The organism is Shimazuella soli (assembly GCF_022511585.1).
GTDB lineage: Bacteria > Bacillota > Bacilli > Thermoactinomycetales > Thermoactinomycetaceae > Shimazuella > Shimazuella soli.
On record NZ_JAKWBN010000002.1, the window covers coordinates 483,507 to 498,390 of the forward strand.

General features: G+C 39.5%; 14 protein-coding genes. 9 read left to right on the plus strand and 5 right to left on the minus strand.

Going from position 1 to position 14,884, the window contains the following annotated elements; all coding sequences use genetic code 11:
- Positions 1-203 precede the first annotated feature (203 nt).
- On the minus strand, positions 204-1,922 hold the full coding sequence (locus tag MK805_RS07385; RefSeq protein ID WP_240874946.1) for an Rqc2 family fibronectin-binding protein: 1,719 nt from the start codon (positions 1,920-1,922) through the stop codon (positions 204-206).
- Positions 1,923-2,047: 125 nt separating this feature from the next.
- Between MK805_RS07385 and MK805_RS07390 the strand changes: the two genes are divergently transcribed.
- The gene (locus tag MK805_RS07390; protein ID WP_240874947.1) at positions 2,048-4,711 is read left to right on the plus strand and encodes a calcium-translocating P-type ATPase, SERCA-type; all 2,664 of its coding nucleotides are present in this window, start codon (positions 2,048-2,050) and stop codon (positions 4,709-4,711) included.
- A 15-nt stretch (positions 4,712-4,726) separates the two neighbouring features.
- Positions 4,727-5,587: a diaminopimelate epimerase gene (gene dapF / locus MK805_RS07395; RefSeq protein WP_240874948.1), complete on the plus strand. Its 861-nt coding sequence runs from the start codon at positions 4,727-4,729 to the stop codon at positions 5,585-5,587.
- A gap of 71 nt (positions 5,588-5,658) precedes the next feature.
- Here dapF and MK805_RS07400 read toward each other — a convergent pair whose 3' ends face one another.
- Positions 5,659-7,074: an MATE family efflux transporter gene (locus tag MK805_RS07400; RefSeq protein ID WP_240874949.1), complete on the minus strand. Its 1,416-nt coding sequence runs from the start codon at positions 7,072-7,074 to the stop codon at positions 5,659-5,661.
- 184 nt (positions 7,075-7,258) lie between these two features.
- Positions 7,259-8,032 (minus strand): CAP domain-containing protein, encoded by a 774-nt coding sequence (locus tag MK805_RS07405; protein ID WP_240874950.1) that lies wholly within the window; start codon positions 8,030-8,032, stop codon positions 7,259-7,261.
- 439 nt (positions 8,033-8,471) lie between these two features.
- Here MK805_RS07405 and MK805_RS07410 point away from each other — a divergent pair, with 439 nt between their 5' ends.
- From MK805_RS07410 to MK805_RS07420, 3 genes are all read left to right on the plus strand, one after another.
- Positions 8,472-8,939 carry a DUF2690 domain-containing protein gene (locus MK805_RS07410; protein WP_240875156.1) on the plus strand — a complete coding sequence of 156 codons (468 nt, stop codon included), beginning with the start codon at positions 8,472-8,474 and terminating at the stop codon, positions 8,937-8,939.
- A 333-nt stretch (positions 8,940-9,272) separates the two neighbouring features.
- Positions 9,273-9,746, plus strand: a complete 474-nt coding sequence (locus tag MK805_RS07415; RefSeq protein ID WP_240874951.1) for a DUF2690 domain-containing protein — start codon at positions 9,273-9,275, stop codon at positions 9,744-9,746.
- 158 nt (positions 9,747-9,904) lie between these two features.
- Positions 9,905-10,393, plus strand: a complete 489-nt coding sequence (locus MK805_RS07420) for a DinB family protein (protein WP_240874952.1) — start codon at positions 9,905-9,907, stop codon at positions 10,391-10,393.
- Between the two features lie 130 nt (positions 10,394-10,523).
- Here the strand turns inward: MK805_RS07420 and MK805_RS07425 are convergent, their stop codons facing one another.
- Entirely contained in the window at positions 10,524-11,873 is a 1,350-nt protein-coding gene (locus MK805_RS07425) for a tetratricopeptide repeat protein (protein ID WP_240875157.1), read from the minus strand.
- 209 nt (positions 11,874-12,082) lie between these two features.
- Here MK805_RS07425 and MK805_RS07430 point away from each other — a divergent pair, with 209 nt between their 5' ends.
- The 4 genes from MK805_RS07430 to MK805_RS07440 all read left to right on the plus strand — a co-directional run bounded on the left by MK805_RS07430 (position 12,083) and on the right by MK805_RS07440 (position 13,391).
- Complete coding sequence (locus MK805_RS07430; RefSeq protein WP_240874953.1) at positions 12,083-12,376, plus strand: hypothetical protein; 294 nt, start codon at positions 12,083-12,085, stop codon at positions 12,374-12,376.
- Positions 12,330-12,683 carry a hypothetical protein gene (locus MK805_RS07435; protein ID WP_240874954.1) on the plus strand — a complete coding sequence of 118 codons (354 nt, stop codon included), beginning with the start codon at positions 12,330-12,332 and terminating at the stop codon, positions 12,681-12,683. The genes MK805_RS07430 and MK805_RS07435 overlap by 47 nt, the downstream gene beginning before the upstream one ends.
- On the plus strand, positions 12,676-12,804 hold the full coding sequence (locus MK805_RS17820) for a hypothetical protein (protein ID WP_255724538.1): 129 nt from the start codon (positions 12,676-12,678) through the stop codon (positions 12,802-12,804). The genes MK805_RS07435 and MK805_RS17820 overlap by 8 nt, the downstream gene beginning before the upstream one ends.
- 77 nt (positions 12,805-12,881) lie before the next feature.
- Positions 12,882-13,391, plus strand: coding sequence for a hypothetical protein (locus tag MK805_RS07440; protein WP_240874955.1), 510 nt, complete (start codon positions 12,882-12,884; stop codon positions 13,389-13,391).
- Positions 13,392-13,806: 415 nt separating this feature from the next.
- On the opposite strand, the gene MK805_RS07445 is transcribed toward MK805_RS07440, so the two are convergent.
- Positions 13,807-14,772: a helix-turn-helix transcriptional regulator gene (locus tag MK805_RS07445; RefSeq protein WP_240874956.1), complete on the minus strand. Its 966-nt coding sequence runs from the start codon at positions 14,770-14,772 to the stop codon at positions 13,807-13,809.
- Between the last annotated feature and the right edge of the window lie 112 nt (positions 14,773-14,884).

Sequence of the window (14,884 nt, forward strand, 5' to 3'; positions counted from 1 at the left end):
TAATTCACATTTGTGCTCTCTTTTCTGGTTACTTATAATGATGCGAATTAGAAAGGGAAATGGAAACAACGAGTGCAAGAAAGTTGCTGCTGGTTTACTTCACAAGGTACTTGGGATGTAGGAAATTGGAATTCCAACTTAATACCAATACTTTTGTTACAAACATAACCGAAAGAAAACCTCAAAGCTGACTAGTTGAACAGTCAATTTTGAGGTTTTCTTTCTAAAATGGATTGCAGTTTTTGTTCCTCTGGAGTGACATAGATGGTTTTTTGATCCCCATAAATCACAAATCCAGGTCGTGCCCCAGAAGGTTTTTTTACATGTTTAACCAGAGTATAATCTACGGGAACCTGACTCGATTCTCTCGCTTTGCTAAAATATGCTGCGAGCATGGCTGCTTCTGTCAGGGCGGTTTCGGATATATGATCTCCTCTTATGACAACATGGGACCCGGGAATATCTTTGGTATGGAGCCATGTATCTGTTTTTCTAGCTATATGATGGGTGAGTTTTTCATTTTGTTTGTTGTTTTTGCCGACTAAGATAGTGGTGCCATCACTGGCGATATAGGAAGTAGGAGTTGGAGAAGAAGGTTTTTGTCGCCCTTTTTTTACCTGCTTCTTGATCCATCCTTCTTCGGTTAATTCCTCGCGAATTTGTTCAACTTCTGCTAGGTTTGCGATAGCTAGTTGAGATAGAACAGATTCTAAGTATTCGTTTTCTTCCTTAGCGATTTGAATTTGTTCTTCATTATATTTTTTACCTGCTTTTAACTTTTGATATTTTTTAAAATACCGCTGTGCGTTTTCATTAGGAGTAAGTGCTTCATTGAGCGGGATCGTAACTTCTCCAGCAGATTCATCATAGTAATTAACAACGGTAATCGATTTATCTCCGCGATTTATTTGGTGCAAATACGTAGTGAGTAACTCTCCATACAACCGAAGTGTCTCGGCTTTAGAGGAGTTTTCGATTTCTTTTTGCAATACTTTGATCTTTCGTTTGTTTTTCTCGACATCTCGTGTCAATTTGTGAACCAATGCTTGTGTTTGCCCAGCGACACGGTCTCGCTCTGCTTTATTTCCATAAAAGGCATCTAGGCATTGACTCATTGTAGCGAAAGAGCGATGTTCTCCTTTTTTATGAGATAATGAGCAAGAGGAGTAAAAGATTCGGCTTTGGTCAGTGACAATCTCGGGTTCATAGCGATGCGCCAGCATATTTTGCTGCCAGCGAAAGAAGGATTCCCATAGTGATTCACGATCCCCTAGTCTTGCTTGACTGAGTATTTCTTCTGCCGGTAATGGTCCTAATCCCATAAAGCAATTTACCAATTGTTTTGACAGCTGCCCTGCATTGTAATCCAAGCTGGAAATAAAAGTATCGTGCTGAGCAGTGAGAGGATTTATTTTTCCTTGATCAGGAGGGGAAACATATATGATCCCAGGAAGTACTTGTCGATATTGGCTTGTTTGAAATCCGACACGACGCATTGCGTCTACGATCTTGTTTGTTTCTGGATTCAATAAAATCACATTGCTATGTCGACCCATAATCTCGATGATGAGTTTTCTTTCCACCATATCCCCGAGCTCATTTTTTCCTTTTATCCAAAAGTGAATGATTCTCTCCATTTCGACTTGTTCAATTTTATCGATTATGCTTCCTTCTAATTGTTTACGCAGCAACATGCAGAACATTGGCGGTTCTGCTGGATTTTCATAGCTAGCTGTTGTCAAGTGACATCTAGCGTATACCGGATGGCACGAAAGCATCAATTTATGATTTTTTCCTTTTGCCCGGATGGTGAAAACGATCTCCCATTGGCTGGGCTGATAGATTTTTGTGATGCGGCCATTCGTTATTTCTGTATGTAATTCGTGCGCTACCGCACGAGTAACGGTTCCATCAAATGACATAAAACTCCACTCCCTTATCTTACTCATTGTACATGATCATCGATTTGAACACCATTCTTTACTTCTAACCTGACTTGTCCTGCATAACATGAAAAGAGAAGGTTGTGGGGACAAGGGGGAAAGTCATGACGGATTCATCGCGTTTTGTTGGATGGACAGCTCAGCAGGTTACCGATTACTTTGGTGTGAAGAAATCAGCTGGCTTATCAGAAAAAGAGGCGAAGAGCCGACTTGCAAAAGTGGGAAATAATCAACTTTCTGAAGGGGAAAAAGTCTCTCTATTTGCTGTATTTTTTAGCCAGTTCCAAGACTTTATGGTCTTAATTTTACTTGTGGCAACTCTGATATCAGGCCTTTTAGGGGAATACGTGGATGCTATTGCCATTCTGAGTATCATTGTGCTTAATTCGATTCTTGGCTTTGTGCAAGAAGTGAAGGCAGAACGTTCATTGTCAGCATTGAAAAAGTTATCTGCACCAATGGCAAAAGTATATCGTGATGGCGGATGGAAGCGGATCGATGCATCCCTGCTCGTGCCAGGAGATGTCGTTTCACTCGTGACTGGAGATCGGATTCCGGCAGATATACGTTGGGTTGAAACTACTGGATTAATGGTGGAGGAATCCGCATTAACAGGTGAATCATTACCGATAGAAAAGATAGTAGAACCGTTGACACAAGCTGATTTGACTTTAGCAGATTTTCGCAATATGAGCTTTATGGGAACAATGGTGGTCAAAGGATCTGGATTAGGAGTAATCGTTAACACTGGAATGAAAACGGAAATGGGTAGAATTGCTCATTTGATTCAAAGTACAGAGCAAAATATAACGCCATTGCAAAGACGGCTAGAACAATTAGGAAAGATTTTGATCATTGTCGCGCTTTTTTTGACAGCTTTGGTGGTGGTCACAGGTGTCATGCATGGGCAAGATTTGTATAAGATGTTTCTTGCTGGAGTTAGCTTAGCAGTTGCTGCTATTCCTGAAGGACTGCCTGCGATCGTGACGATAGCATTAGCGCTTGGTGTGCAACGAATGATTAAACGAAAAGCAATCGTAAGGAAGTTGCCATCTGTCGAAACGCTTGGCTGTGCTTCTATTATTTGTTCAGATAAGACTGGTACTTTAACAGAAAATAAAATGACTGTCACTCATGTTTATACCAATCAGCAACTTTTAACCCTTGAAAAGGATGAGTTAGTTCAACAAAATCCGACCTTGCAGCAACTTTTGCAAATAGCTGTACTCTGTAATAACGCGACTTTGGTACAAAAAGGAAAAAAAGTTAGCTACGAAGGTGATCCGACTGAAGGAGCATTGATGGTGATGGGAGCCCATGGGGGTGTTACCCGTGAGGTTTTGGATAATAGTTGGGCAAAAATAAAAGAACATCCATTTGATTCAGAACGGAAAATGATGTCTGTGGTGGTCGAGAATAAGCAGAAACAAAAAAAACTGCTTGTCAAAGGTGCACCAGATGTACTGATTCGCGATTGTACCCATATTTTACAAAATGGAAGAGTAGAGCCCATAACGGCAAAAGTCCGTCAGCAATTGCTAGCAAAAAACGAAGAATTAGCTTCCAATGCATTGCGAAATCTTGCATTTGCTTATCGTGAAGTGAGTGGTTCTGTTCATACTCAATCGGAATCTCAATTAGAGCGCAATCTTATTTTTGTCGGTCTAGCAGGGATGATTGATCCTCCGCGTAAAGAAGTGAGGGAGGCGATACGTTTATGTCGCAAGGCAGGTATTCGTACGGTGATGATTACAGGCGATCATCAAGCAACTGCGGAAGCTATCGCCGTTCAGCTGGGTATCAAACGACCAAATGGTTTGACAGTGACTGGACGGGATATCTACAATATGAAAGACAATGAGTTTGAGCAACAAGTAGAAAACATTGATGTGTATGCACGCGTTTCCCCAGAGCACAAACTTAAAATTGTTTCTGCTCTTCAACAAAAAGGACATGTCGTCGCAATGACAGGGGATGGAGTTAACGATGCACCTGCGATCAAAGCGGCAGATATCGGAATTTCGATGGGAAAATCCGGTACCGATGTATCCAAAGAAGCGTCCTCGCTCATTTTAGCTAATGATAACTTTGCAACGATTGTGTCTGCTATTGAAGAAGGCCGTCACATCTATGATAATATACAAAAGTTTATCAGTTACTTGTTAGCGAGTAATGTTGGAGAAATTTTGGTTATGTTTTTTGCCATGTTGATGGGATTACCTCTGCCGCTCATCCCTATCCAAATACTATGGGTAAACTTAGTTACAGATGGGCTGCCAGCTATGGCTTTAGGAGTGGATCCAGCAGAAGAAGACAGCATGTCAAGGTCGCCGCGGGACAGTAAAGAAAGTATCTTCGCTCGTCGTGTTGGCTGGAAAATAGTCACTCGCGGTTTGCTCATCGGTCTTTGCTCTCTGCTCGCTTTCTGGGTTACTTATCAAGAAGCAGGTCAATTGGAACTAGCACAAACAGTAGCATTTGCCACGCTTGTATTTTCACAGTTAATCTATGTATTTGACTGCCGATCTACCGGGACGATTTTTGAACGGAATCCATTTTCCAATTTGGCACTTTGTTTTGCCGTTCTCATCTCAGTTTTACTTTTAGTGGTGGTGATCTACTATCCAGCCTTCCAACCTATTTTCCATACTGTACCATTACAGTTGCATGAGTGGGTATTGATCACAGTAACTTCGACACTGCCAGTAATATTGGCGGGACTAATGGATCAACTTCGCAAACCGATCAGAAAAACAGTTGTACAATAGAAAGGAAAGCACATCATGAAATTTCATAAAATGCATGGGTTAGGAAATGATTTTGTTATTGTTCAAGCAGAAGACCAAGTGCCGGATCATGTGTCTGAGTTAGCGGTACAAGTCTGTGATCGACATACAGGTATCGGTGCAGATGGACTTGTATTTATCTTGCCTTCGGAAAAAGCAGACTTTCAAATGCGCATATTTAATGCTGACGGCACCGAAGCGCAGCAGTGTGGAAATGCTGTCCGCTGTGTTTCGAAGTATTATTACGAACGAATGGACAACAGCAAAACGAATATTTTGGTAGAAACCAAAAGAGATGTTCAACCGATTGTTTTACAAGTAAAAGCAGGGATCGTGACACGAGTGCAAGTAGACATGGGAGAACCCATTCTCGTACCTTCCCAGATTCCGGTGAAGTCTCAAACCATTCATGATCAAGTGGTCATAGGAGAAACCATTTATGATCAAGTTGTCATAAAAGAACAAGCTTATGCATTTACTGCTGTTTCGATGGGAAATCCTCATGCTGTGATAGAGGTAGATACATTGTCTGATGAATTGGTTAAGGGCATTGGACCAAAGATCGAGAGAAGTGAAGTTTTTCCAGAAAAAGCAAACATCGAATTTATCAACATCGTGTCTCCCGAAGAAATCACGATGCGAGTATGGGAACGCGGCGTTGGCGAAACCATGGCTTGTGGTTCGGGTGCCTGTGCAGTACTGGTCGCTAGTCACCTCAATGGAAAAGCAAGTCGTAAGGCAACCGTCCACCTACTAGGTGGAGATTTGCTGATAGATTGGAATGAATCCGATAATCATGTCTATATGACTGGTCCTGCGGAGTTTGTATTTGCAGGAGAGTTTTTCACTGCTTCATAAAAGATTTTCGTTACCAAGAAAGTGTTTAAAACCACAGCGCCCCTCCATCGGCCGATAGAGGGGTGCTATTTTTACTGCGAGAGAGCACAGTCTTTGGAGGGACAACGGCTCCATCGCATGGAGTAGAACCTAGCCATGATAAGCAATCCCCGAAGCGTCTCAAAGAGAACTTTGGAGATCAACACAGCATCCAGACCCCAGTTCCTCACCACCCAAAGGGAGGCGATCCAGAGTGAAGCTGCGATGATGTTGCTGTTTTGGCTGCCTTTACGGTCTTCGACAGAAGCAAGAGCGCCCTTGTAAAAGACAAAATAACAGGTAAAGGGAACAAGCCAAAATACAGCGGCTAGGGAAAACTTGTGTGATACCTGGATGGTGATTGGATCGTTTGTATATAGAAGAATGATCCAACTCCAAGCCAAATATTGGAGAACTACCAAAGCCCCTGTAAATAGACAGGTTAGTCCGAGGAAGCCAGTGACCGTACGCACTAGTTCTTTATCTTTTTCTACTAGCGCTCGAACTTTTCCTTGCTTCTGACTATGATCTTGTTGAATGCCATGAAGATTGCTGTGCAAAGCTGTGCGCTCACCATACCGCACACTAATGGCAGTGGTCATGACCAAGACGAAGGCATCCTGCACCATATAGGTGATGGAAAGAAATCCATCTTGGATGATCATACTGGCATATGCCTCTGGACTTACAGAGAGAAGCGCCATACCATAGGCGATCATAGAAACTCTAGTGAAAATTCCCTGTGCCATCGAGAACTTGGATAGGATGAACATATCCTTCAGCATAGTCCACTCCAACTTCCAGGGAACCTCTGTTTGAAAGGCTTGCTGCTTGAGGCGTCGAACCAAGAGCAAAAGTCCAACCGCTTGACTGACTGCCGTTGCCCATGCAACACCCACAATCCCAAGGTCGGTGAAGAGAACGACACCAAGCGCCAAGACAAAGTGACATCCATTCATCCAAGCACCGGCCTTCAAAGGAGACTCGAAGTCGTTCATCCCTTGCAGTGCATCTGCGCAAAGCTTTCGCAGGCTCTCGAAGAGGTAGAGACTGCCAAGAATCCTCAAATAAGGAGTGCCTTGTGCTACCGTCGCATGATTTGCTCCGCTTATCGCAAGCATTTGCGGGGCAAAGATGAGAGCGATGAAAGAAAGCAGAAGGCTCAGAGATCCGACAAGGTAAAAGCCTTGGACAATGTAGACGCCTTTTTGGGAATGCGTGCTGCCTGTAATCTGCTCCTGCCCTATCGACTTACCTACTTTCGTGTTGGTAACACTGGTCAGCGAACTGATCAGGATACCGAAAGTCAGGAGGATCATGTTGGATACACCAACTGCCGCCACCGCGCCTAGGCCAAGCTTGTTGGAAACAAGGAAGCTATTGGAATAAAACACCAATAGGTCGAGAAATCTCTCTGTAAATGTTTTCCACAGTTGGTGTTTGATCTTTTTCAGTAGCTTCCAGTACATGCGTTCTCTTTCTTGAGGTCGATTTCTAACTTTTCTAATTCCTATCATACAGGACTGAGTTAAAAAAGAGAATATTTCGGTTTGAATGGATTACCGGATAACAGGAAAAATCCCCTTCTAAGTAGACGTTTTGTGTCCATGATTAAAGGGGATTTTACCATTTGTTACGATTGTTACGATCCAATTATCCAGTGAACAGTTGCGTCCAGTAGCTGCCATAGCTGCCGCCAGCTACATAACCGACTCCGATTTTTGTATAAGCTGGATTTAATATATTGGCACGGTGACCTGCGCTGTTCATCCAACCTGTCACAACAGCTTGTGCAGTAGGATAACCAGCAGCGATATTTTCCCCAGCGGTGCGATAGGAGACGCCAAATTGTTTTAACATATCAAATGGGGACCCATAAGTAGGGGATTGGTGAGAAAAGTAGTTTTTGTCTACCATATCTTGAGATTTTTTGCGAGCAATCGAACTCAACTTGCTATCGAGCTCTAATGGTTTCAATCCTTGTTTTTCTCTCTCGATATTTACTAGGCGGACTACTTCTTTTTCAATTGGTAGTACATTTGAATCAGAGGTAGATGTATTGGTGTTAGAGGTGCCATTGTTCGATGATCCACTACTAGAGGTTGAAGGTGCCTGATTGGAAGAAGTGGACGGTTTTGTATTTGTTTGATTGGAAGATGTGTTACTTGTCGGTTTTGTCTGGTTATGAGACGTGTTTGAATTTGCAGTATCTTTGTGGTGTGTCTTTTTCTTGGTCGCTTTTGTTTTCTTTGCTTTTATCTTTTCATAGGCTACTGTTTTAGGGAAAGAAATCTTGATAACCTTAACAGGTGTTGCTTTCGGTGCTAATTTACAAATATTTGCTGGTGTTGATGATTCTCCTGCTGCTTGTCCAAATGTAGGAAGCAAAAAAAGTGCAGGTATGATCATCACATATATCCACCGCATGATATCCCTCTTTTCTAAAAGATTTTAATTTGGTTACCAGTATATATGATTTTTTTGTGGATAGAGTTGCTAATTTAAGGAAATAGAAAACGGAGACAAAGGATTTGTAAGAGCAAAATATTCTATAAAAACAATAATATTGCTGAGTAGAAAGAAATTCGATGTCAAATTTCCCTTGAAAACTACTCGTGTTCTATGAAAGTTGATCTATTCAAATAACTTGTTTATACCTTTAGATGAATGTCTAAAAATATAAAGAAAAATGTAATATATTACCTTGCGAAAAGCGAATTATGTTTATTTACACGGAATTGGGCTTTATCGTATTATGATAATAATAAAAAATATTTGAGATTTACATTTTCTTCTACCTCTTTCGTTTTTTTTCTGTATCCATCATTTTCTTTGGAAACATATAAGGGAGGTTTTTAGTGTGAAAATGTATCGTGTAAGTTTTGCGGTAATGTTTGCATTTGCCTTGGTTGTCTCTAGTCTTTTTGTTCAAACAAAAAGAGCTGATGCTTTATCGTATGACGGATCTAATCCCTACACAACTGGTTGTGCCTACAAAAGCTCCTTTGTGTACCAAACCAAGTCCATTTATATGACGACCGCAACTGGAAGCAAAGTAATACTTGGTTACTTACAATTATGGGGAAGCGCTTACTGTCATACAGCTTGGGCTGAAGTGCATTTGTATGGCGCAGCTCCTTACAATGGCTACGCAAATGCGATGATTCACAGAAGTAATGGTACAGAATCGAATTGTTGGAGCTCAGGTGGAAACGGAACTGTGGATGAGGGACAACATTCCTGCCACACAGGACAACTATGGGATAAAGATCCATATCAATCTTGGAGTGCAGGTGACATTGATAATTGGGGTGCCTACACAGATTGGTTTTGATGATCTGGAGAAATGAAAAATGCGAGTATATTGAAAGCGCTTACATTTAGGTTAGGGAATTGAAAAATAATACTCCTTCATTAGTAAAATCTTTAGATGAAGGAGTATTTATGTTATTTATCATCCCGAATATTTTGTGTTTTGATTTGTCTAGTTTCTATTTGGGTTATTTACTAATCAATGGCACATATTATAAATTCCTTGTTAAGTCAGATGAAATTATTTTCTTTTGATTGTCATTATATTTACGAAAATGATGCTATCTATTGTTTTTAGAAAAAAATATAATAGAAATACGTTTAATAATTATCTTGAATGAGGGAGTTGGGTAGGTTGTTACACAAATTGCGTATCGGTCTGTCCGTCGCTGTAATCGCTGCATTAGGATTTGTATTGGGGACTGCTCCAACATACGCAGCTAATTACTATGATGGGAAAAGCCCTGTTGGAACGGGTTGTAATAAATCAGGCGTCGTCAAATCGACAAAATATTTTAACTCACATAACCTCAGAGGTACAATCCAACTGATGTACAGCACCAAATGTAAAACAGCTTGGGCGTATGTTAAACTATCAAAACCTTACCCTTCCAAATATGGTTACGTCAACGCAGTAATCCATCGCAATAACGATAAAAAATCTTATAGCTGTTATTCCAGTGGTGGAAATGGTCGCATTATAAGATATCAAAGCACATGTTATAGTGCGATGGTGTATGATTACAAACCAAATACTTCTTATGCAGAAGGAACCTATAGTCCTGGGGAAGCAGATGTCTATAGCCTAGGTAGAACTTCTTCTTATTAACCAACCGAAAAGCCCTGCTGAATGAAAGCAGGGCTTTTTTCTTCTGTCATTGGTGAAGGAATAGGTCTTGAAGGTGTATCGCCAAAAAATTGGAATTTTTAGTGAATCACTATACAATTAGACTTCAAATATAAGATAGATTTTAAATGGAGGAGTTTATGAATAGGAAAGATATATTTTTGCAGCAACTCACCGCATGCTTTGATCAAAATCATTGGTTTGTCTCGATCAAAAATGCTTTAGATGGGCTTACAGAGGAACAAGCTTTATGGAAATCAGGGGATAAAACCAATTCCATTTGGGAGATCGTCAATCACCTTAATTTTTGGAATAAGCTGTATTACGATCGCTTTCAAGGGGTTTTTCCAGATAATGTTGATGATAACTACAACACCTTTCAAAGCGTAGACGGGTCAAGTTGGCAGGAAACTGTGGATCGCTGCTATCAAATTTTATCGGACTGGCGAGAAGCATTAGAAAACAGCGAGGAAGTAAAACTAGACGCCTTGCCAAAAGAGAACTATCAAAATAATTGGGCTGAAATTTTATCTAACGTGATGATTCATAACGCTTATCATCTTGGGCAGATTGTCCACATTCGAAAAGAGCAGCATGCTTGGGATGCAAAGCAAGGTGTTAAGGGATAAGTTTAGGTAAGAGAAAAAGGATGAGGATTTCTCATCCTTTTTGATCTATATGGTTTCTTGTAAACTGTTTAATAGGGAGTTTACCACTACTTCCTTATAGGATGAAATTACCCGCCTCCAGGTGGTCCAGTCATCCTAATTTCCCCCATTTCATTTCAGAGTTTAATTGGAATACTCTATTTCTATATTCTTCAAATAATTTTTGATTACCCAATTTTCGATAACAAAAACCTAAATTAATGGCAATTTCACATTTTTTTTGGCTAGTTTTACTTGCTTGGAGTAATTTTTCAGCTTTTTGATAAGGTTGAATAGCTTGTGCAAACGCCCCTTGTTCTACTAAACAGTCACCTAAAGAAACGAAACCATCAATCAAATTGATCATATCATGATTTCTTTCGCTAATGGTGATAGCTTCTTTTAGTGCTTTTTCAGCTTTTTCCCACTTATTTTGTTGCATATAGAGTTGACCTAAATGAATAAATGCAGTAATTACATGAAATTCATCACTAATACTTTTCTGTAAATTAAGTGCTTGAAGAAAACATTTCTCTGCTTTTGGAAGGTTGCCAAGTTTGAAATAGATGGTACCAAGTGAAGCTCGTAAAGTCAATAAATAGTCTAAATATGTCCCATTTTGTGCAATTTCCAATCCTTGATAGGCATAGTCGAGTGCTTTTTCGTATAGTTGAAGTTCAGTTAATATAACTGCATACATGTTATACATTTCCATAATCGTATCATGGTGGACTGTAGAAAGAACAGATTTAGTACTAGGTAAGCCATCGATTGAAGTGTTCAATGTTTCTATCGCCTCTAAAGCTTTCTCAGGATGCTGTAATCGTTTTAAGTAAATTCCTTTATTTAATAAAAAGTGAAATTTGAATCGAAGTCGCTCTCCATCAGGCTGAAAAATCTTTAGTCCATCTACTGTATACTGCAAAGCATCCTCCAGTTTATTTTCGAAAAATGCAACTCTACTGAGTTCATTATAACAAGCAGCTTTTAAATTGGTTTTGTCTAGGTCTGGTTTCTGCTTAAATAGAGTTAAAGCTTCATGAAAGTACGCTTTTGCTTTTTTCCATTTCTTCTTTTCATAAGCACATCGTCCTAATAAGTAGATATAAAAAGGGTAGAGGTTGTCACGTTTGCTGATTTGATACTTCTCTTTTATTTCTTCTAGTTTTTGTAGTGAATCATCGCTATCTACTGCAATGACGTTTTCGATTTCCTTTAATTCCTCATTCGCCTCTTGTTCCAATTGTTCTTTTTCTTCCACTATCCCAAATAACGAACTCCCCAAGCCTAGTTTTTCGGCATAATAAATATACATGGACTCCGTGACGTTTGGTAAGCCGCGTTCGGCATTGCTGATCGTCGATCGTGAAATATTTTCATCGACCATATCTTCGATTCGTTTCCCCAGACGCTGACGATTGTCTCGCAGAATCGCTCCGATTTTCTCCAATGGAAGTGCCATTTCTTTCACCTCTAAGAAAACTTTTATTTTCTCTTAGATTTCCTCTTCATTTTGCTAAATCCTGCTTCTAAGAGCATAAATATCCAAGAAAAATGAGAAATAATATAATTATTGATAAAATTACAAATATTATTTATTGTTTTTATAGAAATAACAAGTTTGATCATTCCAAGAAGAATTAGGTATTCCATATGACCTTAGACTGGATATTGGAAAATCGATCGACACCATTAGAAGTTACAAATTCGCTCCAAGAAATAACCGATGAATTTGGGTACACAGCAGATCAGATGCACGTCTACAAACAGCAAATCGTCGATCTGCTCGATGAGAGTGGAAAAGGATACATTGCCAAGTTTTTGTTTCCAGATGGTTTGGATGAGGATGAACGATGGATTCATGCGTTGATCTGTATGGAGATAAGACGATTATATTTTTTGACAAGAGGTGATGAGCATGGCTTTACGGTTCATGGTAGAAGGATGCATAGAAAAGGTAAATGAGTTTGTAGAATTGGTCAAAAGCATACCTGGATGGAGGTTTTATCAGTTTTCAAAGATGTCCATTGGTGGAAATGAACTGAGAATGGACTGTTACTTGGATAAAAAGGAACATCAAAAGATTAAGCCTTCTCTAACGGACAAGCCGATCAGTAAGTTAAGCATTACCAGTCAAACCGGAGAGACAATGGAGATCACTTTACTGGATGCAGAGGTAGTGCATATGGGAAGTGGGATTACCTATATTCATGGGAAAAGTTATGACCCGTTTTCAGCCAGTGTAGGGGAAGGAGGCGTTTGCAATGAGTAAACCAAAATGTCCAGATTGTGGGAAGTCAGATCATGTTGTAAAGTCTGATAGTGGCCTGCATTATTCCTGTCAAGAATGCGGAGATATTTTTGATAAAGATGGCAACAAGTTAAAGAAGTAGGAAATGAGCTATAATGAGAGAACTACTCTATGAAGAGTGGTTCTTTCTCTTGTATGTTGTTGTAAGGAGATGATCGTTTGGTTGATGTAGATGCTTTTCTACTAGGTATGAAGCCTGCCTTATACGGAAATACCGGCTCTCCCACTCTTATGAAAAATATTGATGATCTCATGAAGTATCCATATATAACCCAAGGTATTGATATTTTTGATGGAGAAGATTTTTTTCTCTTTTTTCAAGATGAGAAAAAAATGAATGAGTTTGTAATTCAGTTAGAACAAGTTGTTTCACGATCTCCTGCGTTTCATGAAATATTAGGGGATGTACTTGGTTATCCGCCGCTGGCAACTCGATTTTATGCAAAATGCATGGAAGATGAAACTTTGAACCACTATAGACTCTCTATTCGTTATGCTGGAATTCGTTGTACAAGCCATGTGGCAGAGTTAACCCAGAATGCTATTTGGCTTTGGGATCGTTATCACGAGAACGAAAATATGAAAATACTAATAGAATCGAAATTTTATACAGTGGATCGTGGAGATATTCGTAGATTAGAAGAGATTCAAAAGATAAAGTTGGCATGAAGGAGCAATAATCTTTCATCTTTTTAAAAAACTTATATGTTTCGATGGGCAGAACAATCCAGAAGTGATATGTATTTCATTTTTGGTTTATTTGTATTTATAGTCCATAATCTTGATGCGACAGAAGAACCGTCCCCTTGTCGCGCTTGTGAGATAAAAGGAGTTACGTGAATGACATCATCGATCAAAAAGATAATCAAAAGAAGCAGGCTTACTCTTTTTTAGGTCGGAGAAAAAATTGTGCAAAAATGCGAACAAACCAAAATAATGCCCTGCTAATCTCTGTGACCTACTAACCTAGACAGCTTTTTTAGCTTTAGATAACTCTAATTTCAGTCCCACATAGAAAACAGCACACTTGTGCTGATGATGATAAATTGGGATTCGCCTATGTGGGACTATTCTTATATTTCTTTTAATCGGTATTATCAGATTTCCCGTATACTCCCGTTATTTTCCTGATCTTTTGTTGTATGAGGTCAACTGCTTTTTCAGGCTCTAATATTTTTGCCTCTTCACCCAAACGCCAGACTAAATCTACAAAAAATGGGAGATTATCAATCGGGATACTTAATCGAGCAAGTCCAGTTCCATCTTCTCGAAACTCAAGAGAATCTCCAAACCAGCCGTCATTTTTAAGAGTACGCAAACCAATTAAAGTTAATTGAATAACTAAAGTAGTTTTCTCCTTTTTTCTTAATTCAGGAGCGTTCCATTCTTCCACTGACCTTTGGTCTACTTCTTTCATAAATACAACAGATGGATTTAGTTTTACGGAATGGATTCGATCAGCTCGAAATAACCGGTAATCCTTTCGGGAGAAGCAATAAGCTGGGCAATACCAATATCCTTTGCTCGCATAAAGTCCTATTGGTTGAATATCTCTAGATGATATACCATTACTAGAATTGTACTCAATCGTTACACAACTTTTAATCATAATAGATTGCAGCAATGCTTTAAGACATTTCGTTGACATGGAACGGTATGGATTCCAGATCACTACTTTGTCCCTTAAACGATCGATTTGTTCTTTCACATCACTAGGCAAATAATGATAAAACTTTTGGAGAGATGTAGCAGCCCCATCGTCAAAAGGTAAAGAACCGAAATATTGTAAGGAATGGCAGGCAAAATAGATGGAAATGGCTTCACTTTCGGAAAAGGTAATGGGGGGAAGTAATCTTTCTTGCAACAAGCGATATCCACCACCTCTTCCCTGGACAGAGTAGATTGGAACCCCCAATTGACTTAGTTCTTGCAAGTCTCGTGTAATAGTGCGTGTCGATAATCCAAATTCGGCAGCTAGTTCTGGAACAGTAAAAGATTTTTTAGCATTAATTAGCATGATAAGCTGAATAAGCCTTTGTGATTTTAACAATTAAATTCTTTTCCTTTCACTTTTTTTTACTATAGCACGAAAACAAGACATGATCTGTCTTGTTTTCGTGCTACTGTTATTTTTGCCAACAAAAACTGTGAAGGATTGATAA

Bases quoted from the DNA above. Each gene is read 5' to 3' on its own strand.
- MK805_RS07385 (WP_240874946.1), bottom strand. From the start codon at position 1,922: ATGTCATTTGATGGAACCGTTACTCGTGCGGTAGCGCACGAATTACAT.
- MK805_RS07390 (WP_240874947.1), top strand. From the start codon at position 2,048: ATGACGGATTCATCGCGTTTTGTTGGATGGACAGCTCAGCAGGTTACC.
- dapF (WP_240874948.1), top strand. From the start codon at position 4,727: ATGAAATTTCATAAAATGCATGGGTTAGGAAATGATTTTGTTATTGTT.
- MK805_RS07400 (WP_240874949.1), bottom strand. From the start codon at position 7,074: ATGTACTGGAAGCTACTGAAAAAGATCAAACACCAACTGTGGAAAACA.
- MK805_RS07405 (WP_240874950.1), bottom strand. From the start codon at position 8,032: ATGCGGTGGATATATGTGATGATCATACCTGCACTTTTTTTGCTTCCT.
- MK805_RS07410 (WP_240875156.1), top strand. From the start codon at position 8,472: ATGTATCGTGTAAGTTTTGCGGTAATGTTTGCATTTGCCTTGGTTGTC.
- MK805_RS07420 (WP_240874952.1), top strand. From the start codon at position 9,905: ATGAATAGGAAAGATATATTTTTGCAGCAACTCACCGCATGCTTTGAT.
- MK805_RS07425 (WP_240875157.1), bottom strand. From the start codon at position 11,873: ATGGCACTTCCATTGGAGAAAATCGGAGCGATTCTGCGAGACAATCGT.
- MK805_RS07435 (WP_240874954.1), top strand. From the start codon at position 12,330: ATGGCTTTACGGTTCATGGTAGAAGGATGCATAGAAAAGGTAAATGAG.
- MK805_RS17820 (WP_255724538.1), top strand. From the start codon at position 12,676: ATGAGTAAACCAAAATGTCCAGATTGTGGGAAGTCAGATCATGTTGTA.